Here is a 24,783-nt window from a genome sequence, read left to right as displayed (position 1 = left end):
TTACCGGGCCGAAGCGAGTTGAGTGAAGGCGGTGCCGAGCCACTGCTGCACGCCATGCATCGTGGCGGCGGAAGTGTCGAGGAACGGTTGCGGGTAGACGCCGAGGTAAATCAGCAGCACCGCAAGGCCCAGCACCATGATCAGTTCGCGACCGTCCATGCCGTGCAGTATCGAATCCGATTTCGACGGACCGAAGTAGGCACGGTGGATCATGATCAGCGAGTAGACCGAACCGAACACCAGACCGGAGGTGGCAATCGCGGTGATCCATGGCGCACTGGCGAACGTACCGATCAGGATCAGGAACTCGCCGACGAAGTTACCGGTACCCGGCAGACCCAGCGAGGCGGCGGCGAAGAACAGGCTGATCGCCGGCAGGTAAGCGATACGCGACCACAGACCGCCCATCTCACGCATGTCACGGGTGTGCAGACGCTCGTACAGCTGACCGCTGAGGATAAACAGTGCCGCGGCCGACAGACCGTGCGCCAGCATCTGGATCACTGCACCTTGCAGCGCCAGTTGGCTGCCGGAGTAGATGCCGATCAACACGAAGCCCATGTGGGAAACGGACGAGAAGGCGATCAGACGCTTGATGTCGGTTTGCGCGAACGCGAGGAACGCACCGTAGAAGATCCCGATCAGACCGAGGGTCATGGCGATCGGCGCGAACTCGGCCGAAGCATTCGGGAACAGCGGCAGGGCGAAACGCAGCAGACCGTAGGCCGCGGTTTTCAGCAGGATACCGGCGAGGTCGACGGAACCGGCAGTCGGCGCCTGGGCGTGCGCGTCAGGCAACCACGAGTGGAACGGTACGACTGGCAGCTTGACCGCGAAGGCGATGAAGAAGCCGAGCATCAGAATGTACTCGGTGGTCATCGACATCTTGGTCTTCAACAGGTCGGCGTAGTTGAAGGTAATCACGCCAGTGTTGTTGAAGTTGACCAGCACCAGACCGAGGATCGCCACCAGCATGATCAGGCCGGAAGCCTGAGTGAAGATGAAGAACTTGGTTGCTGCGTAGATCCGGGTTTTCTTGCCGTCCGAAGAACTGTGACCCCAGAGCGCGATGAGGAAGTACATCGGCACCAGCATCATTTCCCAGAAGAAGAAGAACATGAACAGGTCGAGGGCGAGGAACACGCCGACCACGCCGCCCAGGATCCACATCAGGTTCAGGTGGAAGAAGCCAACGTGACGTTGAATCTCTTTCCACGAGCAGAGTACCGAGAGGATACCCAGCAGGCCGGTCAGCAGGATCATCAACAGCGACAGGCCGTCGAGGGCCAGGTGCACGTTGATGCCGAAGCGCTGGATCCAGACGTGCTTGAACTCGAGCGCCCAGGTCGGATCGGCGCCAGGCGCCGGAGCAAATGAATAGTCACCGTGGGCCCACAGCCAGAGGCCGAGGGCGAGTTCCAGGGTCATGGTCAACAGCGCAATCCAGCGGGGGAGGGTAGCGCCGAAGCGCTCACCCATCCAGCACAGCAGGCCGCCGATGAAGGGGATCAGGATTAGCCAAGGCAGAATCATGACGGGCTCGTTTCCTTTCGCAAATTCGCAAGGTTCATATCAGACCGCTACCAGCACGATGGCGCCGATTACCAGCACGGCACCAGCAGCCATCGAGGCGGCATACCAACGCAGTTGACCGGTCTCGGTGCGGCTCAGGGCGGTGTGACCGCCTTTGGCCATACGCGGGATCAGACCGATGGTCTGGTCGAGCGGGTCTCTGCGCAGTACATGGCTGATCGCAAGGTACGGCTTGACGAACAGTTTGTCGTAGATCCAGTCGAAGCCCCAGGCAGCGAACCACCAGGCTGAAAGGAAACGGCCGACGCCGCTGTTGGCGATCGCGGTCACGAAGCGACGCTTGCCGAGGAACAGCAGGGCCGCCAGCAGGATACCGGCCAGGGCGATGGCGCCCGAAGCGATTTCCAGACTGTGCTTGGCTTCACCACCGGCATGGCCAACGCTCTCAGGCAGTACGCCGTGCAGCGGTGGAACGATCATGGCGCCGACGAACGTCGACAGTACGATCAGCACCGACAGTGGCAGCCAGTGAGAGATGCCGTGACCGGCGTGGGCTTCGGTCTTGGCTTCACCGTGGAACGTGATGAAGATCAGGCGGAAGGTGTACAGCGAAGTCATGAACGCACCGACCAGACCGGCGTAAAGCAGACCGTGGTTGCCGCTGGCGAACGCTTCCCAAAGGATTTCGTCCTTGGAGTAGAAGCCTGCGGTGACCAGTGGCAGGGCGGCCAGTGCAGCACCACCGACGATGAAGCTGGCGTAGGCCAGTGGCAGCTTTTTCCACAGACCGCCCATCTTGAAGATGTTCTGCTCGTGGTGGCAGGCAACGATCACCGCACCGGAAGCAAGGAACAGCAGGGCCTTGAAGAAGGCGTGGGTCATCAGGTGGAAAATCGCGCCATCCCAGGCACCCACGCCCAGCGCCAGGAACATGTAGCCGATCTGGCTCATGGTCGAGTAGGCGAGGATACGTTTGATGTCGGTCTGTACCAGTGCGGCGAAACCGGCCAGTACCAGAGTCACACCACCGACGATGCCGACCAGGTGCAGGATTTCCGGCGCCAGGGTGAACAGACCGTGGGTACGGGCAATCAGGTAGACACCGGCGGTCACCATGGTCGCGGCGTGGATCAGTGCCGACACCGGGGTCGGACCGGCCATCGCGTCCGCGAGCCAGGTTTGCAGTGGCAGTTGCGCCGATTTACCGACCGCGCCACCCAGCAGCATCAGGGTCGCCAGGGTGATCCAGAAGTCGCCGACCTGGAATTTCTGCGGTGCCAGCACCAGCAGTTCCTGGATGTTCAGCGTGCCCACTTGCTGGAACAGGATGAACAGGCCGATGGCCATGAATACGTCGCCGATCCGGGTCACGATGAAGGCCTTGAGTGCGGCGTTACCGTTGTTGCGGTTGCTGTAGTAGAAACCGATCAACAGGTACGAGCACAGGCCCACGCCTTCCCAGCCGAAGTACAGGAACAACAGGTTATCGCCGAGTACCAGGAACAGCATGCTGGCGATAAACAGGTTGGTGTACGAGAAGAAGCGCGAGTAGCCCGCTTCGCCGCGCATGTACCAGGACGCGAACAGGTGGATCAGGAAACCCACGCCCACCACCACGCCGAGCATGGTGATCGACAGGCCATCGATGTAGAGGGCGAAGTCAGGCTTGAATCCTTCGACCGCCATCCACTTCCACAGCACCAGGGTGTAGTGACCACCTTCGGGCGGCGCGACGTTGAATTGCCAGATGACGTAGGCGGCGACAATCGCCGACAAGCCAATGGAGCCCACGCCGATCAGCGCCGAGAGGTTTTCCGACCAGCGTCCACGGGAGAACGACAGCAGCAGGAAACCGATCAGAGGGAATACAAAAGTCAGAAAGATTAGGTTCATCCGCGCATCTCACTGGCAGCGTCGATATCGAGCGTGTGGAAGCGGCGATACAGTTGCAGCAGGATCGCCAGGCCAATACTGGCCTCGGCGGCTGCCAGACTGATCACCAGGATGAACATGATCTGTCCATCCGGTTGGCCCCAACGGGCGCCTGCAACGATGAAGGCCAGTGCAGAGGCGTTCATCATCACTTCCAGACTCATCAACACGAACAAAATGTTGCGGCGGACCATCAGGCCGACCAGACCAAGGCAGAACAGGATGCCGGCAACGGCCAATCCATGTTCGAGAGGGATAGCAGGCATGTCTTACTCCTTCGCCTCGTTACGGCCCAAATGGAACGCCGTGACGGCTGCAGCGAGCAGCAGCATCGAGGCGAGTTCGACCACCAGCAGATACGGACCGAACAGGCTGACGCCCACGGCTTTTGCATCGACGGTGGTGTGGCCGATGGCCTGGCCGCTCTGGTGAGCGAACAGCACATACAGCAGTTCGGCCAGCAGCAGGGCGGCGAGAATCACCGGCCCTGCCCAGATGCCGGGCTTGAGCCAGGTGCGTTCCTGCTGAACCGAGGCCGGGCCCAGATTCAGCATCATCACCACGAACACGAACAGCACCATGATGGCGCCGGCGTAGGCGATCACTTCCAGCACGCCGGCGAACGGTGCGCCGAGGGCGAAGAAGGTCATGGCCACGGCGATCAACGAGATGATCAGGTAGAGCAGGGCGTGCACAGGGTTGGTGTTGGTGACCACACGAAGCGTGGACACCACCGCGATACCCGATGCGAAATAGAAAGCGAATTCCATCGTTCTTCCTTAAGGCAGCAAGCTCTTCACGTTGATCGGTTCGGCTTCGTTCTGCGCAGAGCCTTTCGGCTTGCCAGCGATTGCCATACCTGCAACACGATAGAAGTTGTAATCAGGGTTTTTGCCGGGGCCGGAGATCAAAAGATCTTCTTTCTCGTACACCAGGTCCTGACGTTTGAACTCGGCCATCTCGAAATCCGGGGTCAACTGGATTGCGGTGGTCGGACAGGCTTCCTCGCAGAGACCGCAGAAAATGCAGCGCGAAAAGTTGATACGGAAGAAGTCCGGGTACCAGCGACCGTCTTCGGTTTCAGCTTTCTGCAGCGAGATGCAACCTACCGGGCAAGCCACGGCGCACAGGTTGCAGGCTACGCAACGCTCTTCGCCATCGGGGTCACGGGTCAGGACGATGCGACCACGGTAGCGTGGCGGCAGGTAGACCGGCTCTTCCGGGTATTGCAGGGTGTCGCGCTTGCGGAAGCCATGGCCGAAGACCATGACCAGGCTGCGCAACTGGGTACCGGTACCCTTAACGATGTCGCCAATATATTTGAACATGGGTCAAATCCTCACTGAACCGCAACCGCAGGTGTGTTCCACAACACAACCGCAGCGGTTATCAGCAAATTGATCAGGGTCAGTGGCAGGCAGAATTTCCAGCTGAAATCCATCACCTGGTCATAACGCGGACGCGGGATGGAAGCGCGCAGCAGGATGAACAGCATGATGAAGAACGCGGTCTTCAGTGCGAACCAGACGAAGGACAGTTGCGGCAGGATGCCGAACGGACCGTGCCAGCCACCGAAGAACAGGGTGACCAGCAGCGCCGAGATCAGGATGATGCCGATGTATTCACCGACGAAGAACATGCCCCATTTCATACCGGCGTATTCAATGTGGTAACCGTCTGCCAGTTCCTGTTCCGCTTCCGGCTGGTCGAACGGGTGACGGTGAGTCACGGCGACGCCAGCGATGAAGAAGGTACAGAAGCCGAAGAACTGCGGAATGATGAACCACAGGTTCTGCGCCTGGTACTCGACGATGTCGCGCATGTTGAACGAGCCGACCTGCACCACGATGCCCATCAGGGCCAGGCCCATGAACACTTCGTAGGACACGGTCTGCGCCGAAGCACGCAAGCTGCCGAGCAGGGCGAACTTGTTGTTGCTCGACCAGCCGGCGAACAGCACCGCGTAGACCGACAGACCGGCCATGGCGAAGAAGAACAGCAGGCCGATGTTCAGATCCGCCACGCCCCAGGTCGGGGTGATCGGGATGATCGCGAACGCGATCAGCAGGGCGGACATGGCGACCACCGGTGCCAGGGTGAAGATCACCTTGTCGGCAAACGGCGGGGTCCAGTCTTCCTTGAAGAACATCTTCAGCATGTCGGCGGCGATCTGGAACATGCCGAACGGGCCAACGCGGTTCGGACCGTAACGGTCCTGCCACCAGCCCAGCAGGCGACGTTCGACAAAGCTGAGCAACGCGCCCGCGACCACGACGGCCAGCAGAATCACGATGGCTTTGATGACCGTCAGGATCACATCGATCACTTCAGGGGTGAACCAGGTCATTGCGCTGCCTCCTGCAGACCGTCGACGGACAGGCCGGCGAATGCCGGTGGAATGCCGGCGATGCCCGCAGGCAAGGCCACCAGACCCGCGCCCAGTTCTTCATTGATGCGCAGCGGCAGACGCAGGGTCTGGCCGGCCACGTTCAGGCTCAGCAGAGCACCGTCGTTGACGCCCAGGCGATCCGCTTCGGATTTGGCCAGCGCCACGTACGGAGCCGGGATGCGTTCCTGTACCGGTGCGGCTTTCGACGAGTTTTCGTCGCTGCCGAACAGGTGGTAGAACGGCACGGCCTGCCAGGTGCCCGGCGCCGGGTTGAATGCGCGCGGAGCGGCAGCGAACCAGTTCAGCGAATCACCGGTGCTTTCGATCAGGCGGGTGCCCGGGTCGCCTGCACGCAGGTGACCACCGACTTCGTCCTGGAACTTGTTCCAGGCTTGCGGCGAGTTCCAGCCCGGCGACCAGGCAAACGGTACCTGCTGACGCGGTTCGGCCGAGCCCGAGTAACCTTCCATGGAGAAGGCAAACGCGGTGTCTTTGTCTTGCGGGGTGCGCGGTTCGTGAACGCTGATGTCGGCGCGCATCGCGGTGCGACCGGAATAACGCAGCGGCTCACGCGCCAGTTTCAGACCCTTGATGCGGAACGCGGCAGACGGCGCGGCGTCGACGATACGCGCCAGTTGCTCGGTGCTCGAAGCCACGGCAGCGGTGACGTGGTCGAGTTGCGTCCAGTCGATCGGCTGGTTCAGCAGGGTCGAGCGCAGGGCGTGCAGCCAGCGCCAGCCTTCGTGAACCAGGATGCTCGCATCCATGTATTGCGGATCGAAAACCTGGAAGAAGCGCTGGGCGCGGCCTTCCTGGCTGACCAGCGTGCCGTCGCCTTCAGCGAAGCTCGCCGCTGGCAGAACCAGTTGCGCGCGGTCGCTGGTGGCGGTCTTCTGGTGGTCGGCAACGATCACTACTTTCGCAGCGTTCAGCGCGGCATCGACCTTGGCTTTCGAAGTACGGGTGTACAGATCGTTTTCCAGCACGACGATGGCGTCGGCCTTGCCGTCGATCACGGCTTGCAGCGCCGCGTCGACCGATTCGCCACCGAGCATGGCCAGGCCAAGGCTGTTGGCTTCCGGCACGATCAGGCTGATCGAACCGTTCTTCTCGCGCAGCTTCAGGGCTTTGGCGATGTTCGCAGCGGCTTCGATCAAGGCTTTGGAACCCAGCGAAGTACCGGCGATGATCAGCGGACGTTTGGCCGCGAGCAGGGCGTCAGCGATGCGCTGAGCCAGTTCCAGTGCTTCGGCGTCCAGACCTTCGACGGCCGGGGCGCTGGCGTCCAGCGCGTGAGCCACGGCGAAACCGATGCGCGCCAGATCGTCCGGAGCGGCGTGAACGCACTCTTCCGCGATGTCGTCGAGCTTGGTTTCCGCCAGGCTGGCGATGAACAGCGGGTTCAGTTCGTGCTGACCGATGTTCTTCACCGCGGCGTCGAGCCACGGCTGAACGCGCATGGCCTCGGCCATGTCTTCAGCTTTGCCCTTGACCGACTGACGCAGGGACAGCGCCATACGGGCGGCGGTCTGGGTCAGGTCTTCACCGAGGACGAACACGGCGTCGTGGTCTTCGATGTCGCGCATGTTCGGCACTGGCAGCGGGCTGTCTTTGAGCACTTGCAGGACCAGACGGATGCGCTCCAGTTCGGAGGCTTCGATACCGGAGTAGAAATGCTCGGCGCCGACCAGTTCACGCAGCGCGTAGTTGCTTTCGAGGCTGGCACGCGGCGAACCGATACCGACGATATTGCGCCCGCGCAGCAGATCGGCTGCCTTGTCCAGCGCCTGATCCAGGCCCAGCTTGGTGCCGTCGGCCAGCAGTGGCTGACGTGGACGGTCGGTGCGGTTGACGTAGCCATAACCGAAACGGCCACGGTCGCACAGGAAGTACTGGTTCACCGAACCGTTGAAACGGTTTTCGATGCGACGCAGTTCGCCGTAACGCTCGCCCGGGGAAATGTTGCAACCGCTGGAGCAGCCATGGCAGATGCTCGGCGAGAACTGCATGTCCCATTTACGGTTGTAGCGCTCGGAGTGAGTCTTGTCGGTGAACACACCGGTCGGGCAGACCTCGGTGAGGTTGCCGGAGAACTCGCTTTCGAGGGTGCCGTCTTCAACGCGACCGAAGTACACGTTGTCGTGGGCGCCGAACACACCGAGGTCGGTGCCGCCGGCGTAGTCCTTGTAGAAACGCACGCAGCGGTAGCAGGCGATGCAGCGGTTCATTTCGTGGGAAATGAACGGGCCCAGTTGCTGGTTCTGGTGGGTGCGTTTGGTGAAGCGATAACGGCGCTCGTTGTGGCCGGTCATCACCGTCATGTCTTGCAGGTGGCAGTGACCGCCTTCTTCGCACACAGGGCAGTCGTGCGGGTGGTTGGTCATCAGCCATTCGACAACACTGGCGCGGAACGCCTTGGATTCTTCATCGTCGATGGAGATCCAGGTGTTGTCGGTGGCAGGGGTCATGCAGGACATGACGATGCGACCACGGGTGTCGTTCTCGTCGGTGTACTGCTTGACCGCGCACTGGCGGCAGGCCCCAACGCTACCAAGCGCGGGGTGCCAGCAGAAATAAGGGATGTCGAGGCCCAGCGACAGACATGCCTGTAACAGGTTGTCTGCCCCGTCGACTTCGAGCGCTTTGCCGTCTACGTGGATAGTGGCCATGGTTCAAAGGTCTTCGTTGGCCCGGTGTCAGCGGGCGTGGCTAATGGAATCTTGTTATCCGTCCGAATCCAGTCAGCCCCGAAAGGCGTCATCGGACGAAAGGCGAAGGGCACGGACCCTTCGCCTTTTTAAGCGTTTACGCGCCGATTACGATCGGCCTTGCCAGAGGCGGGACGGCGGCGCTTGCAGGCGCGATACCGGCTTCGAACTCTGGACGGAAGTATTTGATGGCACTGCCCAGCGGCTCCACGGCACCCGGTGCGTGAGCACAGAAGGTCTTGCCTGGGCCGAGGAAGCCGACCAGACCCAGCAGGGTCTCGATGTCGCCTGGCTGACCACGGCCTTCTTCGATGGCCATCAAGAGCTTGACGCTCCATGGCAGGCCATCACGGCACGGGGTGCAGAAGCCGCAGGATTCGCGAGCGAAGAACTGCTCCATGTTGCGCAGCAAGGAGACCATGTTGACGCTGTCGTCCACCGCCATCGCCAGGCCGGTACCCATCCGGGTGCCCACTTTGGCGATGCCGCCGGCGTACATCTGTGCGTCGAGGTGTTCCGGCAACAGGAAACCGGTACCGGCGCCACCTGGCTGCCAAGCCTTGAGCTTGTAACCGTCGCGCATGCCGCCGGCGTAGTCTTCGAACAGCTCGCGACCGGTGACGCCGAATGGCAGCTCCCACAGCCCCGGATTCTTGACCTTGCCGGAGAAGCCCATGAGCTTGGTGCCCATGTCTTCGCTGCCTTCGCGGGCCAACGATTTGTACCAGTCAACGCCGTCGGCAATGATCGCCGGCACGTTGCACAGGGTTTCCACGTTGTTCACGCAGGTCGGCTTGCCCCACACGCCGACGGCGGCAGGGAAGGGCGGCTTGGAGCGCGGGTTGGCGCGGCGGCCTTCGAGGGAGTTGATCAGTGCGGTTTCTTCACCGCAGATGTAACGCCCGGCGCCGGTGTGGACGAACAGTTCGAAATCGAAACCGCTGCCCAGAATGTTCTTGCCCAGCAGGCCCGCAGCCTTGGCTTCTTCCACGGCACGATTCAAGTGCTTGGCGGCGGTGGTGTACTCGCCACGCAGGAAGATGTAGCCACGGTAGGTTTTCAGCGCGCGGGCACTGATCAGCATGCCTTCGATCAGCAGATGGGGCAGTTGCTCCATCAGCATGCGGTCTTTCCAGGTGTTCGGCTCCATTTCATCCGCGTTGCACAGCAGGTAGCGGATGTTGATGGATTCGTCCTTGGGCATCAGGCCCCACTTCACGCCAGTGGGGAAGCCTGCACCGCCGCGACCTTTGAGGCCGGCGTCTTTCACGGTCTGGACGATGTCGTCCTGGGCCATGTCGGCGAAGGCCTTGCGCGCAGCGGCGTAACCGTTCTTGGCCTGGTATTCGTCGAGCCACACGGCTTCGCCGTCGTCACGCAGACGCCAGGTCAGCGGGTGAGTCTCGGCCGAACGCTTGATGCGGTTGGCGGGACCGAAAGATGTCAGGGTCATACGTAGCCCTCGAGCAGTTTGGCCACGCCGGCAGGCTGCACGTCGCCAAAGGTGTCGTCGTCGATCATCAACGCCGGTGCCTTGTCGCAGTTGCCGAGGCAGCAGACAGGCAGCAGGGTGAAACGACCGTCGGCGGTGGTCTGACCCAGGCCGATGCCCAGATTGTTCTGGATTTCGCTGACCACCGACTCGTGGCCGCCGATGTAGCAGACCATGCTGTCGCAGACGCGAATGATGTGACGGCCGACCGGCTGACGGAAGATCTGGCTGTAGAACGTCGCCACGCCTTCAACGTCGCTGGCCGGGATGCCGAGGATCTCGCCGATCGCGTACAGGGCGCCATCCGGCACCCAGCCGCGCTCTTTCTGAACGATCTTCAGGGCTTCGATCGACGCCGCGCGCGGGTCTTCGTAGTGATGCAGCTCGTGCTCGATGGCCGAGCGCTCGGTTTCACTCAAGGTGAAACGGTCTGTCTGGATAAGCGTGCTGTTCATGCTTAGCGGTCCACGTCGGCCATAACGAAGTCGATACTACCCAGATACGCAATCAAGTCCGCGACCATGCTGCCTTTGATCACCGAAGGGATCTGTTGCAGGTGCGGGAAGCTCGGAGTACGGATCCGGGTACGGTAGCTCATGGTGCCGCCGTCGCTCGTCAGGTAATAACTGTTGATGCCCTTGGTCGCTTCGATCATCTGGAAGGATTCGTTGGCCGGCATGACCGGACCCCACGAAACTTGCAGGAAGTGCGTGATCAGGGTTTCGATGTGCTGCAGCGTGCGCTCTTTCGGCGGCGGCGTGGTCAGCGGGTGATCCGCCTTGTACGGGCCTTCCGGCATGTTGCGCATGCACTGGTCGATGATCTTGATGCTCTGGCGCATCTCTTCGACGCGGACCATGCAGCGATCGTAGGCATCGCCATTGGCGGCCAGCGGTACTTCGAACTCGAAGTTCTCGTAGCCGGAGTATGGGCGCGCTTTACGCAGGTCGAAGTCGCAACCGGTCGAACGCAGGCCGGCACCGGTGACGCCCCATTCCAGGGCTTCTTTGGTGTTGTACTGGGCGACGCCGATGGTCCGGCCTTTGAGGATGCTGTTCTGCAGGGCAGCCTTGGTGTACTCGTCGAGGCGCTTTGGCAGCCACTCAACGAAGTCTTTCACCAGTTTGTCCCAGCCGCGCGGCAGGTCGTGGGCGACGCCACCGATGCGGTACCAGGCCGGGTGCAGACGGAAACCGGTAATGGCTTCGATCACCGTGTACGCCTTCTGGCGGTCGGTGAAGGTGAAGAACACCGGGGTCATGGCGCCAACGTCCTGGATGTAGGTACCCAGGAACAGCAGGTGGCTGGTGATCCGGAAGAACTCGGCCATCATGATGCGGATGACGTCGACTTTCTCCGGCACTTTGATGCCGGCCAGCTTCTCGACCGAGAGCACGTACGGCAGGTTGTTCATCACGCCGCCGAGGTAGTCGATACGGTCGGTGTACGGAATGAAACTGTGCCAGGACTGACGCTCGGCCATCTTCTCGGCACCACGGTGGTGGTAACCGATGTCCGGTACGCAGTCGACGATCTCTTCGCCATCGAGTTGCAGAATGATGCGGAACGCACCGTGCGCCGAAGGGTGGTTCGGGCCCAGGTTGAGGAACATGTAGTCCTCGTTGGCCCCGGAACGCTTCATGCCCCAGTCTTCAGGACGGAAGCGCGCGGCTTCTTCCTCAAGCTGCTGCTTGGCGAGGTTGAGGCTGAACGGATCGAATTCGGTGGCGCGCGCCGGGAAGTCCTTGCGCAGCGGGTGACCTTCCCAGGTCGGCGGCATCATGATGCGCGACAGGTGTGGGTGGCCTTTGAAGTCGATGCCGAACATGTCCCAGACTTCACGCTCGTACCAGTTGGCGTTCGGCCAGATGCTGGTGACGGTCGGCAAGCTCAGGTCGCTTTCGGACAAGGCGACTTTGATCATCACGTCACTATTACGCTCAAGCGACATGAGGTGATAGAACACGGTGAAGTCGGCGCCCGATGGCAGCCCTTGACGCTTGGTGCGCAGACGCTCATCCACGCCGTGCAGGTCATAGAGCATGACGTACGGCTTGGGCAGGTTGCGCAGGAAGGTCAGGACTTCGACAAGTCTGGCGCGCGCCACCCACAGCACCGGCATGCCGGTGCGGGTCGACTGAGCGGTGAACGCTTCGGCGCCAAAACGGTTGTTCAATTCGACGACCACATCCTGGTCGTCTGCCTTATAAGGCGGGATGTACAGAGCGCTGCCTGTAGTCATGGTTATTTTTTCGCTTTCGGTCAACGTAAAGAATGAAGCCAGCTTCTCGTTTCTTTGTAAGAACAGACTGGATCAGACTTCGTCAGGGCTGCGCAGGTTGGTGACTGCGATTCGCTGTTCGCGGCGCTGTTCCTTTTGCGAAGGCATGTCGGCGCGATAAACGCCTTGGTCGCCAACGACCCAGGAAAGCGGACGACGCTCCTGTCCAATCGATTCCTGCAACAGCATCAAGCCTTGAAGGAATGCTTCTGGACGAGGCGGGCAGCCAGGTACGTAGACGTCCACGGGCAGGAACTTGTCCACCCCTTGAACCACGGAGTAGATGTCGTACATGCCACCGGAGTTGGCGCACGAACCCATGGAGATAACCCACTTAGGCTCGAGCATCTGCTCGTAGAGACGCTGAATGATCGGCGCCATCTTGATGAAGCAGGTACCGGCGATAACCATGAAGTCGGCCTGACGCGGTGATGCCCGGATAACTTCGGCGCCAAAGCGCGCGATGTCGTGGGGCGCCGTGAAGGCGGTGGTCATTTCCACGTAGCAGCACGAAAGGCCGAAGTTGTACGGCCACAGGGAGTTTTTACGCCCCCAGTTGACCGCGCCACTCAGCACGTCTTCGAGCTTGCCCATGAAAATGTTTTTGTGAACTTGATCCTCTAACGGATCGGAAACGGTTTCCCGTTCGCCGATCGGATATTGCTCGTTAGGAGCATCGGGGTCGATTCTGGTGAGATTGTATTGCATTGCCAAAGCCTCATTGTTTCAGCTTCGCCTGCCGCTTGCGACGAGCTTCCGGAGCCCAGTCAAGGGCGCCCACTCGGAACAGGTAGACAAGACCTGCCAACAGAATTGCTATGAAAACGAGAGCTTCGACGAATCCGGTCCAGCCGCTTTCGCGGACGGACACAGACCATGCAAAGAGAAAGAGGGCTTCGATATCGAAGATCACGAACAGCATCGCGACCAGATAGAATTTGGCTGAGAGCCGCAAGCGGGCGCCACCTGTAGGTAGCATGCCGGACTCGAACGGTTCGTTTTTGCTGCGGCCCCAGGCTTTTGACCCGAGGAGGCTGGAGACGCCAAGCATGAAGGCACACAGGCCGACGACACCCAGAAGGAAAATGGCAAAGCCCCAGTTGTGGGCCATGAGTCCTGTCGCTTCGGGCATGCTGGTAATCCTTAACAGAGAGCAAAGGTCTCTGAGCTTGATAAAGAAATAGGCAGTGACGATATGTCGCAGCAATCAATCGCGCTGATTTTATGGCTAAACACCCGGCAAGTAAAATTCCTATAGCGAAATTATTTATTGGAATAAGGACATAGCGTACCTCCAATGCCCTGCAGCCCATGCGTTGCGGGCATTAGCCGGGTTTATGCAAATAATGTTTTGTAGGGAATGTAACGAACATAGTTGCGGCTAAATGATAATTGATATCGTTTGGAGTGGTTTTGTAACTGTTTAGCGGCGCAGTAAACAGAAAGTTGTCTTATATGCCTGTTACTGCAAGTAGCGGTGGCGCCCGTTTTAGCTGATTTTTCTGGCGTTGGTACCGCTCTGGATCAATGTTTTTGTCCGAGCGACGTCCATCCCTGTAGGAGTGAGCCTGCTCGCGATAGCGGTGGGTCATTCATACATGTGCTAGCTGACAAACCGCTATCGCGAGCAGGCTCACTCCCACAGGGGTTTTGTGGTGTTTGGGGAATCGGCGCGCAAAAAAAAACGCCCCGAACCAGTCGGGGCGTCAGTCTTGCGGCTTTGCGGTTAGCTTTCTATACGATCCGCAAAGGCCGTTTGCTCAGCGAAGCCGAATCAGTGGAACTGTTCTTCTTCGGTCGAACCGGTCAGCGCGGTCACCGAGGACGAGCCACCCTGAATCACGGTGGTCATGTCGTCGAAGTAGCCGGTGCCCACTTCCTGCTGGTGAGCCACGAAGGTGTAACCCTTGGCGGCGTCAGCGAATTCCTGCTCTTGCAGCTTCACGTAGGCAGTCATGTCGTTGCGGGCGTAGTCGTGCGCCAGGTTGAACATGCTGTGCCACATGTTGTGAATGCCGGCCAGGGTGATGAACTGGTGCTTGTAGCCCATGGCGGACAGTTCGCGCTGGAATTTGGCGATGGTCGCGTCGTCCAGGTTTTTCTTCCAGTTGAAGGAAGGCGAGCAGTTGTACGACAGCAGTTGGTCCGGGTATTCCTTCTTGATCGCTTCAGCGAAGCGACGGGCTTCTTCCAGATCCGGTTTGGCGGTTTCGCACCAGATCAGGTCGGCGTACGGTGCGTAGGCCAGGCCACGGGCAATCGCCTGATCCAGACCGGCACGTACCTTGTAGAAGCCTTCCTGAGTACGCTCGCCTGTCACGAACGGCTGGTCGTACGGATCGCAGTCCGAAGTCAGCAGGTCAGCCGCGTTGGCGTCGGTACGCGCCAGGATGATGGTCGGCGTGCCGGCAACGTCAGCCGCCAGACGAGCAGCGGTCAGCTTCTGTACGGCTTCCTGAGTTGGAACCAATACCTTGCCGCCCATGTGGCCGCACTTCTTCACGGAAGCCAGTTGGTCTTCGAAGTGCACGCCGGCGGCGCCTGCTTCGATCATGCTCTTCATCAACTCGTAGGCGTTCAGTACGCCGCCGAAACCGGCTTCAGCGTCAGCCACGATTGGCGCGAAGTAGTCGATGTAGCCTTCGTCGCCCGGGTTCTTGCCGGCCTTCCACTGGATCTGGTCAGCACGACGGAACGAGTTGTTGATGCGCTTGACCACGGTTGGCACCGAGTCCACCGGGTACAGCGACTGGTCCGGGTACATCGATTCTGCGGAGTTGTTGTCCGCAGCCACTTGCCAGCCCGACAGGTAGATCGCCTGGATACCGGCCTTGACCTGCTGAACAGCCTGGCCACCGGTCAGGGCGCCCATGCAGTTGACGAAATCTTTCTCTGGGCGGAAGGACGGCTTGGCACCCTGGGTCACCAGGTTCCACAGCTTCTCGGCGCCCATTTTCGCAAAGGTGTGCTCAGGTTGAACCGAGCCACGCAGACGGACGACGTCAGCAGCGGAATAAGTGCGAGTCACGCCTTTCCAGCGCGGGTTTTCAGCCCAGTCTTTTTCAAGGGCTGCAATTTGCTGTTCGCGTGTCAGTGCCATGGAGATAAACCTCGTCGCGTCTTTATGAAAAGTTGTTCTGCGGTGGAAAATTCCTGCGCTCGCTGACCAGAAGCTTAGGTGGTCAAGTCGGATTCGGCGGGGGAGGCGACGGGATGAACGATGGGCTCGAGGGGAAGTGAGCAGGTAGTGGCGGACTGCGGGCGCATTCGGGCGTCGTGGGCCTTTATACGGTCTACAGCGTGAAGCCGGGTTACCTAATTACGCTTCCGTCCCTCGGGACAACTTCGTTCCAGTCGGCAACCTCGTCAAACACACCTTGTGGGCGGTACAGACACGAAGCGGTTCGCGGGGTAGGTGCGAACATCGCTTCGAAGGCCCTTGCCAGGGCCTCTGATTAGCGGGAGCGAGGCCATCATGCCTTCGCTTTTTTAACCCGTCAAACGTTTTGTAGTGCTTTTTTTCAAGCACTACATCTTTCGTCTAATACGACTAATCAGTCAGTTTTCGGTGCTTTAGTCCAGGGCGTCGACTTTGACCCGTAAAGTCATGTCATCTCGGCCTTGAGTCGAGTAGCTGCGGGTCAGGCCCTGTTTGTCGGCCTGAGTCTGGCGATTTACGCCGGCGAGGGTGATCCATTCGCCCAGGCGTCCGCTGACCGTTGTGTCGGTACTTTGCACGTTCACTACATCGGGACGTTCCTGGCTCATGCGGTCACGGTTGGTACTGATTGCCAGATGAACGATGTCGCCGGTGACGCTGGCGGTGACGTAGAAGCCTTGAGTGACGTTGCGGTATTGGGTCTGGCTACTGTAGTCGCCGTAGGAGTTGGTCTGGCTGCTGGTGATCGGCACACTTTGGCCGACCTGGATCAGCGCCGGCGCGCCCTCGCTGGCCTGAATCTGCTGGATGCCGCCGTCACGGCTGGCGGTGCTGTAGTTGATGATCCGGGTCTGTTGGTCGCCAGTGTTCTGCTGGTTGTTTTCGTTGGTGTCGACCGTGATCAGCAGGCGCTTGGGCGCAGTGTCAAGCTGGGTGATCAGCGCTTTGAGTTCCTGAATCTTGTCCGGCTCGGCCTTGATGATCAGTTGGTTGCCATAGGCGCTGACCTGGCCATCCTTGCCGATAAAGTCTTGCGCCATCGGCAACATGTCGGCGCTGGTGCGGTAGTTGAGAGGCACGATTTCTGTGGCTGCCATCACCGAAAAACTGCAACCGAGCAGCAGGGTGGTGAGCAGGGTGCGTAGGGACATGTCCGTTATCTCCGCTTTCGAAAGGCTTGATATTGCCAGTTTGTCGGCCCGGGGTGGGGCAAGTTGAATCGTAGACAGCAAAACGCCCCGGCATCGGTTGATGTCGGGGCGTTTTGTGGTGTTCTTGCTGGCCTCTTCGCGAGCAAGCTCGCTCCCACATTGAATCTCTGTCTGACACACAATCTGTGTCTGCTGCAGATCAACTGTGGGAGCGAGCTTGCTCGCGAAAGCCGCGCCGCGGTCTCAGGCCGAATGGCGAACCATATCGACATGCGGAATCCCGGCTTCGAGAAATTCCTCGCTGACCAGTCTGAAGCCCAGACGCTCATAGAACGCCGTGGCCTGTACCTGCGCACTGAGCATCTGCTCTTTCAGGCCGCGGGCTTCGGCTTCGGCGATGACCGCTTGCATCAGCGCATCGCCCACCTTCATGCCGCGCCAGTCCTTCAACACCGAAACCCGACCAATGTGCCCGTCGGGCAGCAGGCGGGCGGTGCCGATCGGAAAGTCGCCTTCGAACGCCAGAAAATGCACGGCGGTCGCGTCATCGGCATCCCATTCAAGCTCGGGTGGCACCGATTGTTCGGCGATGAACACCGTTTCACGAATGCGCCGGATCTCGGCGTTGTCCTTTTGCCAGTCTGCGACACGTACGCGAATCTTATTCATCGGCAAATCCCAGGCTGCCTTGTTTGACCAGTTCGCACAGCAGGCCGCGACCGTCTTCGTCGTTCAGCCACTCGCCGAGGTTGTCGACGTGCAGCGCATCGGCGGCGCAGATCATCTTCAGCAGCTCGCGCAGCTTGCCCGGCAGGTAACGGCTCTGGCCGCTGGCGAACAGCAGCAGATCGTCATCGACTTCCGACCAGGCCAGGCGCGCGCTCGGGTTGCGGATCAGCACCGCACCGTCCTGCAGAGCGTTGAGGAAGTCATCTTCTTCAACGTCTTCCGGGCCAACCACCAGTTCCGGGTAGCGCGGCTCGGTCATGTACTGGCCGAACCAGGTCAGCAGCAGGCGCTCGTCGCTCATGTGCTCGGCGAGCAGGCTTTTCAGGCGGCCGAGTGCGTCGTGCTGGATCTGATGCGGATCATCGCTGACCGGTTTCGCATCGGCGTCGGTGTAGCGTTCTTCGTCAGTCAGGAACTGGCTGAGGAAGTCGGTGAAGTGGGTCAGTACTTCCGAGGCGCTCGGGGCGCGGAAGCCAACCGAGTAGGTCATGCAGTTGTCGACGGCAACACCACAGTGGGCCAGGCGCGGCGGCAGGTAGAGCATGTCGCCCGGTTCCAGCACCCATTCTTCGGTTTCGTGGAATTCGGCGAGGATGCGCAGATCCGCGTGTTGCAGCAGCGGGCTCTCGGAGTCGCACATCTGGCCGATTTTCCAGTTGCGCTGGCCGTGGCCTTGCAGCAGGAACACGTCGTAATTGTCGAAGTGCGGGCCGACGCTGCCACCCGGGGCGGCGAAGCTGATCATCACGTCATCGACGCGCCAGCTCGGCAGGAAGCGGAAGTTTTCCAGCAGCTCGCTGACTTCCGGGACGAATTGATCAACGGCCTGAACGAGCAGGGTCCACTCTTTTTCCGGCAGCTTGCTGAATTCGTCTTCGGCGAACGGGCCGCGACGCAGCTCCCACGGGCGCTCGCCGTGCTCGATCACCAGGCGCGACTCGACCTCTTCTTCCAGGGCCAGGCCGGCGAGTTCGTCGGCGTCGATCGGGCTTTCGAAGTCAGGGATGGCCTGACGGATCAGCAGCGGCTTTTTCTGCCAGTAATCGCGCATGAATTCGCGCGCCGTGAGACCGCCCAAAAGTTGAAGAGGAGTATCAGGATTCATGTGTAACCTATTGAAAAAAAGCATTTTTCAGACGGGAATAAAAACGCCCGGCGCGGCCGGGCGTCTCAAACGGGTCAAGCGGTGAATCAGATGCGTTTGGCTTGCGCTACAGCGTTACCGATGTAGTTGGCCGGGGTCAGCTGTTTCAGCTCGGCTTTCGCTTCGGCTGGCATGTCCAGGCCGTCGATGAAAGTCTGCAGCGCTTGCGGGCTGATGCCCTTGCCGCGGGTCAGTTCTTTAAGCTTTTCGTACGGGTTTTCGATGTTGTAGCGGCGCATCACGGTCTGGATCGGCTCGGCCAATACTTCCCAGCAAGCGTCCAGATCGGCAGCAATCTTGTCGGCGTTCAGCTCAAGCTTGCTGATGCCTTTGAGGCTGGCTTCGTAGGCGATCACGCTGTGAGCGAAGCCCACACCGAGGTTGCGCAGTACGGTGGAGTCGGTCAGGTCGCGCTGCCAGCGGGAGATCGGCAGCTTGCTCGCCAGGTGCTGGAACAGTGCGTTGGCGATGCCCAGGTTGCCTTCGGAGTTTTCGAAGTCGATCGGGTTGACCTTGTGCGGCATGGTCGACGAACCGATTTCGCCAGCGATGGTGCGCTGTTTGAAATAACCCAGGGAAATGTAGCCCCAGATGTCACGGTCGAAGTCGATCAGGATGGTGTTGAAGCGCGCGATCGCGTCGAACAGCTCGGCGATGTAGTCATGCGGTTCGATCTGCGTGGTGTACGGGTTGAAGCCCAGGCCCAGTTCGTCTTCGATGAAGGCGCGGGCGTTGGCTTCCCAGTCGATCTGCGGGTAGGCCGACAGGTGCGCGTTGTAGTTGCCTACGGCGCCATTGATCTTGCCCAGCAGCGGCACGGCAGCGACTTGAGCGATCTGACGCTCGAGACGGTAAACCACGTTCGCCAGCTCTTTACCCAAGGTAGTCGGGGAGGCCGGTTGGCCGTGGGTGCGCGACAGCATCGGCACGTCGGCGAAGCGGATCGCCAGTTCACGGATCGCGTTGGCGGTCTGGCGCATCAGCGGCAGCATCACGTCGTCACGGCCTTCGCGCAGCATCAGGGCGTGGGACAGGTTGTTGATGTCTTCGCTGGTGCAGGCAAAGTGGATGAATTCGCTGACCTTGGCCAGCTCCGGCAGCTTGACCGCCTGCTCCTTGAGCAGGTATTCGATCGCCTTGACGTCGTGGTTGGTGGTGCGCTCGATCTCTTTGACGCGCTCAGCGTGCTCCAGCGAGAAGTTTTCAGCCAGTTCATTGAGAACGGCGTTGGCCTCGGCGGAGAAGGCTGGCACTTCCGGGATACCGGCGTGGGCGGCCAGGCGCTGGAGCCAGCGCACTTCAACCAGGACGCGGGCACGGATCAGGCCGTACTCGCTGAAAATCGGGCGCAGGGCCTGGGTTTTGCCGGCGTAGCGGCCGTCAACAGGGGAAACCGCAGTGAGCGAAGAGAGCTGCATGGGGTGTTCTCGGACAGTCGGGCAACGAAATGGGGCGCGTATCATACATGAAAAAATCCGCCGGTCCGTTGCCAACTGACCGGCGTATTACGCGCTACAGACTACAAAACTTTTATTGCGCGACGATTTACTCGCTGCGCATCAACGGATACAGCTCTTTGAGCAGCTTGCGCCGGCTGATCACCAACTGCCAGCGGTGGCCGCCGAGCTGTCGCCACAGGCGTGCCGAACGGATGCCGGCCAGCAGCAGGGCGCGGATCTTCGAGGCGTTGCTTGGTTGCTGCAGGTTGCGCATGTCGCCATGCACCTGAATCCGCTGGCGCAGGGTGCTCAGGGTGTCCTGATACAGCGCACCGCAGGCGGCGATCACGTTTTCGTGGGCCGGGCCGAAGTGTTCGACCTGCGACTGGATCTGCGGCAGGCGCTTGCCAATGGTGTCGAGCATATCGTCACGTTTGGCCAGTTGGCGTTCCAGGCCGAGCATCGACAGGGCGTAGCGCAGCGGCTCGCGCTGCAGGGTGCTCGGGTCGCGCTCGAGAGCACCGATCAATGCCCGATAACCCTCGCGCAGATTGAGGTCGTCGCCGCCGTACACGTCCAGTGTGTCCTTCGGGTCGCGTACCAGCAGGCTGCCGAGCATGCAGCTCAGGCCGGCCTCGCTGGTCTGGCCGGTCTTGGCGATGCGGTCGACCAGCACCGCGGCGAGAAACACGCCACCCAGCGCCGTCAGTTGCTCCTGAGTCGGGCTCATGCCTGGCCGCTCCACGGCTCGGCCACTTCGATCACGCCGCCACCGAGGCAGATTTCACCGTCATAGAACACCACGGACTGACCCGGGGTTACCGCGCGTTGCGGTTCGTCGAACACGGCGCGGTAGCCGTTTTCGGTTTTTTCCAGGGTGCAAGCCTGATCGCTCTGGCGATAACGCACTTTGGCGGTCAGGCGCAGCGGCTGGCTCAGGTCGATCGGATTGACCCAGTAGATTTCCGAAGCGAGCAGGGCGCTGGAGAACAGCCACGGATGGTTGTTGCCCTGGCCGACGATCAGCTCGTTGCTGTCCAGATCCTTGCGCAGCACGTACCACGGCTCGTCGCCGGCATCTTTCAGGCCACCAATGCCCAGGCCCTGACGCTGACCGATGGTGTGGTACATCAAGCCGTGGTGACGGCCGATGACTTCGCCTTCGGTGGTCTTGATCTCGCCCGGTTGTGCCGGCAGGTATTGCTTGAGGAAGTCGCTGAAACGTCGCTCGCCGATGAAGCAGATCCCGGTGGAATCCTTCTTCTTGGCGGTCGCCAGCTCGTATTTCTCGGCAATGGCGCGCACTTCGGGCTTTTCCAGTTCACCGACCGGGAACAGGGTCTTGGCGATCTGTTCGCCGCCGACAGCGTGCAGGAAGTAGCTCTGGTCCTTGTTCGGATCGAGGCCCTTGAGCAGTTCGGTACGACCATCGATGTCGCGACGGCGCACGTAGTGGCCGGTGGCGATCAGGTCGGCGCCAAGCATCATGGCGTAGTCGAGGAACGCCTTGAACTTGATCTCGCGGTTGCACAGGATGTCCGGGTTCGGCGTGCGACCGGCCTTGTATTCGGCCAGGAAGTGCTCGAACACGTTGTCCCAGTACTCGGCGGCGAAGTTGGCAGTGTGCAGCTTGATGCCGATCTTGTCGCACACGGCCTGGGCATCCGCCAGGTCGTCCATGGCGGTGCAGTATTCCGTTCCGTCGTCTTCTTCCCAGTTCTTCATGAACAGGCCTTCCACCTCGTAACCCTGCTCGATCAGCAGGAGAGCGGAAACGGAAGAGTCCACGCCGCCGGACATGCCGACAATGACGCGCTTCTTGGATGTGTCAGAAGGGGCTGGATCACGCATAGGGATTCAATGAGTGTCTTGAAAAAGGACGCGATTCTAGCAGGCTCACGGCCTCAAGGCTAAAGAGAAGGGCGGATCAGTTCGAGACTGAAGTGATGACCGGCCAGATAGTCGTCGATGCAGCGGATGATCAGCTCGCTGCGCCAGTTGTCGCGCTGAGCGATTAATTCGCTACGGGTCAACCACTTGGCGCCGACGATGCCGTCGTCCAGTTGATAGTCGGGGTGGTGTTTCACCGCTTTGGCGTTGAAGCACACGCGTTGATACGTCACGCCGTTGCTCGGCGCGGTATACAGATAAATGCCGATCACGCCGGTGGGTTCGACGTCCCAGCCGGTTTCCTCAAGGGTTTCGCGGATGGCGGCGTCGATCAGGGTCTCGTTCGGATCCAGGTGGCCGGCTGGCTGGTTGAGCACATTACGCCCGGCTTTGTGCTCTTCGACCATCAGGAAACGGCCGTTGTCTTCGACGATGGTGGCGACGGTGATGTGGGGGAGCCATTCCATAAATCTTCCTCAATCTATTGGTTAAACCCCAATCCCCTGTGGGAGCGAGCTTGCTCGCGAAAGCGGTGGGTCAGTCAATGACGATGTTGAATGATAAACCGCATTCGCGAGCAAGCCCGCTCCCACAGGGGTTTTGTGTTGTGTTCGGAAATAGAAACCCCGGCACTAGGCCGGGGCTTCTTTACAGCATTACAACCTTAAACCAGCGCAGCAATCGCCGCGTTGAAGGTTGCGCTTGGGCGCATGGCCTTGCTGATCAGCTCGGCATCGGCGTGGTAGTAACCGCCGATGTCCACTGGCTTGCCCTGCACAGCGTTGAGCTCGGCAACGATGGTCGCCTCGTTCTCGGTCAGGGTTTTGGCCAGGGTCGCGAACTGCGCTTGCAGTGCAGCGTCTTCGGTCTGGGCGGCCAGGGCCTGAGCCCAGTACATCGCCAGATAGAAGTGGCTGCCGCGGTTGTCGATGTTGCCGACTTTGCGCGATGGCGACTTGTTGTTGTCGAGGAACTGACCGGTGGCCTGATCCAGGGTTTTCGACAGAACCAGCGCTTTCGGGTTGTTGTAGTTCACACCCAAATGCTCAAGGGACGCTGCCAGAGCCAGGAATTCGCCCAGCGAATCCCAGCGCAGGAAGTTCTCTTCAACCAGTTGCTGCACGTGCTTCGGCGCCGAACCGCCGGCGCCGGTTTCGAACAGGCCACCGCCGTTCATCAGCGGCACGATCGACAGCATCTTGGCGCTGGTGCCCAGTTCCATGATCGGGAACAGGTCGGTCAGGTAGTCGCGCAGTACGTTGCCGGTCACCGAGATGGTGTCCTTGCCTTCGCGGGTGCGCTGCAGGGTGTACTTCATGGCATCGACCGGCGCCATGATCTGGATATCCAGACCAGTGGTGTCGTGATCCTTCAGGTAAGCCTGAACCTTCTCGATCACTACGCCGTCGTGGGCGCGCATCGGGTCCAGCCAGAAGATCGCCGGGGTGCTGCTGGCGCGAGCACGGTTGACAGCCAGTTTGACCCAGTCCTGGATCGGCGCATCTTTGGTCTGGCACATGCGGAAGATGTCGCCGGCTTCGACAGCCTGTTCCATCAGCAGGTTGCCCTTGCTGTCGGTGACGCGAACCACGCCGTCAGCCTTGATCTGGAAGGTCTTGTCGTGCGAACCGTACTCTTCGGCTTTCTTCGCCATCAGGCCAACGTTTGGCACGCTGCCCATGGTGGTCGGATCGAACGCGCCATTGGCTTTGCAATCTTCGATCACAGCCTGGTAGATGGTTGCGTAGCAACGATCCGGGATCACTGCCTTGGTGTCGTGTAGCTGACCGTCGGTGCCCCACATCTTGCCGGAGTCACGGATCATTGCTGGCATCGAGGCGTCGACGATGACGTCGCTCGGCACGTGCAGGTTGGTGATGCCCTTGTCGGAGTTGACCATCGCCAGCGATGGGCGAGCAGCGTAGACCGCCGCGATGTCAGCTTCGATCTGTGCTTGCTGCTCGGCCGGCAGGGCCTTGATGCGCGCGTACAGATCACCGATGCCGTTGTTCAGGTTGAAGCCGATCTGGGCCAGCACGTCAGCGTGCTTGGTCAGGGCGTCTTTATAGAACTCGGCAACGATCTGGCCGAACATGATCGGGTCGGAGACCTTCATCATGGTCGCTTTCAGGTGCACCGAGAGCAGTACGCCTTGCGCCTTGGCGCTGTCGATTTCAGCGGCGATGAACGCGCGCAGGGCGTTTTTGCTCATCACGGCGCAGTCGAGGATCTCGCCAGCCTGAACGCTGGTTTTTTCTTTCAGGACGGTTGCGGTGCCGTCTTTGGCGATCAGCTCGATTTTCACAGCGTCAGCGGCGTCGATCAGGGCAGCTTTTTCGCTGCCGTAGAAATCGCCGGTGCTCATGTGAGCGACGTGGGATTTGGAGTCTTTGGCCCAGGCGCCCATTTTGTGCGGGTGCTTGCGGGCGTAGTTTTTTACCGACAGCGGAGCGCGGCGGTCGGAGTTGCCTTCACGCAGAACCGGGTTCACGGCGCTGCCCTTGACCTTGTCGTAACGCGCCTTGGCTTCTTTTTCGGCGTCGTTGGTCACGGTTTCCGGGTAGTCCGGCAGGTTGTAACCCTGGGCTTGCAGCTCTTTGATCGCCGCTTGCAGCTGAGGCACCGAAGCACTGATGTTCGGCAGCTTGATGATGTTGGCTTCAGGCGTAACGGCCAGGTCGCCCAGTTCGGCGAGGTGGTCGGCTACGGCTTTGTCGCCCAGTTGCTCGGGGAAGCTGGCCAGGATGCGTGCTGCAAGAGAGATATCGCGGGTTTCCACGGCGATATCGGCCGAGGCGGTGTAAGCCTCGATGATCGGCAGCAGGGAATAGGTGGCGAGGGCTGGAGCTTCGTCGGTGAAGGTATAGATGATCTTCGAGCGGGTGGGCATATTCGGATTAACTCTCTCTTCTTTGCTAAAGCGTGCGCAGAAACT

General features: G+C 60.3%; 21 protein-coding genes and 1 pseudogene. 1 reads left to right on the top strand and 21 read right to left on the bottom strand.

Annotated features, from left to right (window positions below; translation table 11 throughout):
- The 20 genes from nuoM to KCG87_RS12530 all read right to left on the bottom strand — a co-directional run bounded on the left by nuoM (position 1) and on the right by KCG87_RS12530 (position 22,315).
- Positions 1-1,533, bottom strand: a complete 1,533-nt coding sequence (nuoM, locus tag KCG87_RS12625) for an NADH-quinone oxidoreductase subunit M (protein ID WP_003223785.1) — start codon at positions 1,531-1,533, stop codon at positions 1-3.
- A 39-nt stretch (positions 1,534-1,572) separates the two neighbouring features.
- Positions 1,573-3,426: an NADH-quinone oxidoreductase subunit L gene (nuoL, locus tag KCG87_RS12620; protein ID WP_115990180.1), complete on the bottom strand. Its 1,854-nt coding sequence runs from the start codon at positions 3,424-3,426 to the stop codon at positions 1,573-1,575.
- Complete coding sequence (nuoK, locus tag KCG87_RS12615; protein WP_003223790.1) at positions 3,423-3,731, bottom strand: NADH-quinone oxidoreductase subunit NuoK; 309 nt, start codon at positions 3,729-3,731, stop codon at positions 3,423-3,425. Before nuoK ends, nuoL begins: the two co-directional genes overlap by 4 nt.
- A gap of 3 nt (positions 3,732-3,734) precedes the next feature.
- A complete protein-coding gene (nuoJ, locus tag KCG87_RS12610) occupies positions 3,735-4,235 on the bottom strand; it encodes an NADH-quinone oxidoreductase subunit J (protein WP_003223793.1) in 501 nt (166 codons plus the stop codon).
- A 9-nt stretch (positions 4,236-4,244) separates the two neighbouring features.
- A complete protein-coding gene (nuoI, locus tag KCG87_RS12605; protein ID WP_003223795.1) occupies positions 4,245-4,793 on the bottom strand; it encodes an NADH-quinone oxidoreductase subunit NuoI in 549 nt (182 codons plus the stop codon).
- Positions 4,794-4,804: 11 nt separating this feature from the next.
- Positions 4,805-5,812: an NADH-quinone oxidoreductase subunit NuoH gene (gene nuoH / locus KCG87_RS12600; RefSeq protein WP_007964859.1), complete on the bottom strand. Its 1,008-nt coding sequence runs from the start codon at positions 5,810-5,812 to the stop codon at positions 4,805-4,807.
- The gene (gene nuoG / locus KCG87_RS12595; RefSeq protein ID WP_210557667.1) at positions 5,809-8,523 is read right to left on the bottom strand and encodes an NADH-quinone oxidoreductase subunit NuoG; all 2,715 of its coding nucleotides are present in this window, start codon (positions 8,521-8,523) and stop codon (positions 5,809-5,811) included. Before nuoG ends, nuoH begins: the two co-directional genes overlap by 4 nt.
- Positions 8,524-8,659: 136 nt before the next feature.
- Positions 8,660-10,015, bottom strand: coding sequence for an NADH-quinone oxidoreductase subunit NuoF (gene nuoF, locus KCG87_RS12590; RefSeq protein WP_041073222.1), 1,356 nt, complete (start codon positions 10,013-10,015; stop codon positions 8,660-8,662).
- On the bottom strand, positions 10,012-10,509 hold the full coding sequence (gene nuoE, locus KCG87_RS12585) for an NADH-quinone oxidoreductase subunit NuoE (protein ID WP_003223804.1): 498 nt from the start codon (positions 10,507-10,509) through the stop codon (positions 10,012-10,014). Before nuoE ends, nuoF begins: the two co-directional genes overlap by 4 nt.
- A gap of 2 nt (positions 10,510-10,511) precedes the next feature.
- A complete protein-coding gene (gene nuoC / locus KCG87_RS12580) occupies positions 10,512-12,296 on the bottom strand; it encodes an NADH-quinone oxidoreductase subunit C/D (protein ID WP_003223807.1) in 1,785 nt (594 codons plus the stop codon).
- 72 nt (positions 12,297-12,368) lie between these two features.
- Entirely contained in the window at positions 12,369-13,043 is a 675-nt protein-coding gene (locus KCG87_RS12575) for an NADH-quinone oxidoreductase subunit B (RefSeq protein WP_003223809.1), read from the bottom strand.
- Between the two features lie 10 nt (positions 13,044-13,053).
- On the bottom strand, positions 13,054-13,467 hold the full coding sequence (locus tag KCG87_RS12570; RefSeq protein ID WP_003223812.1) for an NADH-quinone oxidoreductase subunit A: 414 nt from the start codon (positions 13,465-13,467) through the stop codon (positions 13,054-13,056).
- Positions 13,468-14,109: 642 nt separating this feature from the next.
- On the bottom strand, positions 14,110-15,435 hold the full coding sequence (gene aceA / locus KCG87_RS12565) for an isocitrate lyase (RefSeq protein ID WP_003223815.1): 1,326 nt from the start codon (positions 15,433-15,435) through the stop codon (positions 14,110-14,112).
- Positions 15,436-15,908: 473 nt separating this feature from the next.
- Positions 15,909-16,646 (bottom strand): secretin N-terminal domain-containing protein, encoded by a 738-nt coding sequence (locus KCG87_RS12560; RefSeq protein ID WP_134786003.1) that lies wholly within the window; start codon positions 16,644-16,646, stop codon positions 15,909-15,911.
- A 243-nt stretch (positions 16,647-16,889) separates the two neighbouring features.
- Positions 16,890-17,315 (bottom strand): GNAT family N-acetyltransferase, encoded by a 426-nt coding sequence (locus tag KCG87_RS12555; protein WP_210557669.1) that lies wholly within the window; start codon positions 17,313-17,315, stop codon positions 16,890-16,892.
- Complete coding sequence (locus tag KCG87_RS12550; protein WP_003223820.1) at positions 17,308-18,480, bottom strand: cupin domain-containing protein; 1,173 nt, start codon at positions 18,478-18,480, stop codon at positions 17,308-17,310. The genes KCG87_RS12555 and KCG87_RS12550 overlap by 8 nt, the downstream gene beginning before the upstream one ends.
- A gap of 86 nt (positions 18,481-18,566) precedes the next feature.
- Positions 18,567-19,937 (bottom strand): adenylosuccinate lyase, encoded by a 1,371-nt coding sequence (purB, locus tag KCG87_RS12545; RefSeq protein ID WP_210557671.1) that lies wholly within the window; start codon positions 19,935-19,937, stop codon positions 18,567-18,569.
- Positions 19,938-20,064: 127 nt separating this feature from the next.
- Positions 20,065-20,688, bottom strand: coding sequence for a high frequency lysogenization protein HflD (gene hflD, locus KCG87_RS12540; RefSeq protein ID WP_003223824.1), 624 nt, complete (start codon positions 20,686-20,688; stop codon positions 20,065-20,067).
- Entirely contained in the window at positions 20,685-21,809 is a 1,125-nt protein-coding gene (mnmA, locus tag KCG87_RS12535) for a tRNA 2-thiouridine(34) synthase MnmA (protein WP_096795638.1), read from the bottom strand. Before mnmA ends, hflD begins: the two co-directional genes overlap by 4 nt.
- Positions 21,810-21,868: 59 nt before the next feature.
- Positions 21,869-22,315, bottom strand: coding sequence for an NUDIX hydrolase (locus KCG87_RS12530; RefSeq protein WP_098968152.1), 447 nt, complete (start codon positions 22,313-22,315; stop codon positions 21,869-21,871).
- A gap of 2 nt (positions 22,316-22,317) precedes the next feature.
- Between KCG87_RS12530 and KCG87_RS27455 the strand changes: the two are divergent.
- A pseudogene (locus KCG87_RS27455) lies at positions 22,318-22,443 on the top strand (metal ABC transporter ATP-binding protein); the annotation flags it as partial.
- A gap of 69 nt (positions 22,444-22,512) precedes the next feature.
- Here KCG87_RS27455 and KCG87_RS12525 read toward each other — a convergent pair.
- On the bottom strand, positions 22,513-24,738 hold the full coding sequence (locus KCG87_RS12525) for an NADP-dependent isocitrate dehydrogenase (protein ID WP_210557672.1): 2,226 nt from the start codon (positions 24,736-24,738) through the stop codon (positions 22,513-22,515).
- Between the last annotated feature and the right edge of the window lie 45 nt (positions 24,739-24,783).

The organism is Pseudomonas sp. MWU347, assembly GCF_017947305.1.
GTDB lineage: Bacteria > Pseudomonadota > Gammaproteobacteria > Pseudomonadales > Pseudomonadaceae > Aquipseudomonas > Aquipseudomonas putida_A.
Note: the sequence above shows the minus strand (reverse complement) of the source record. Positions and strands in the feature narration are given on the sequence as shown.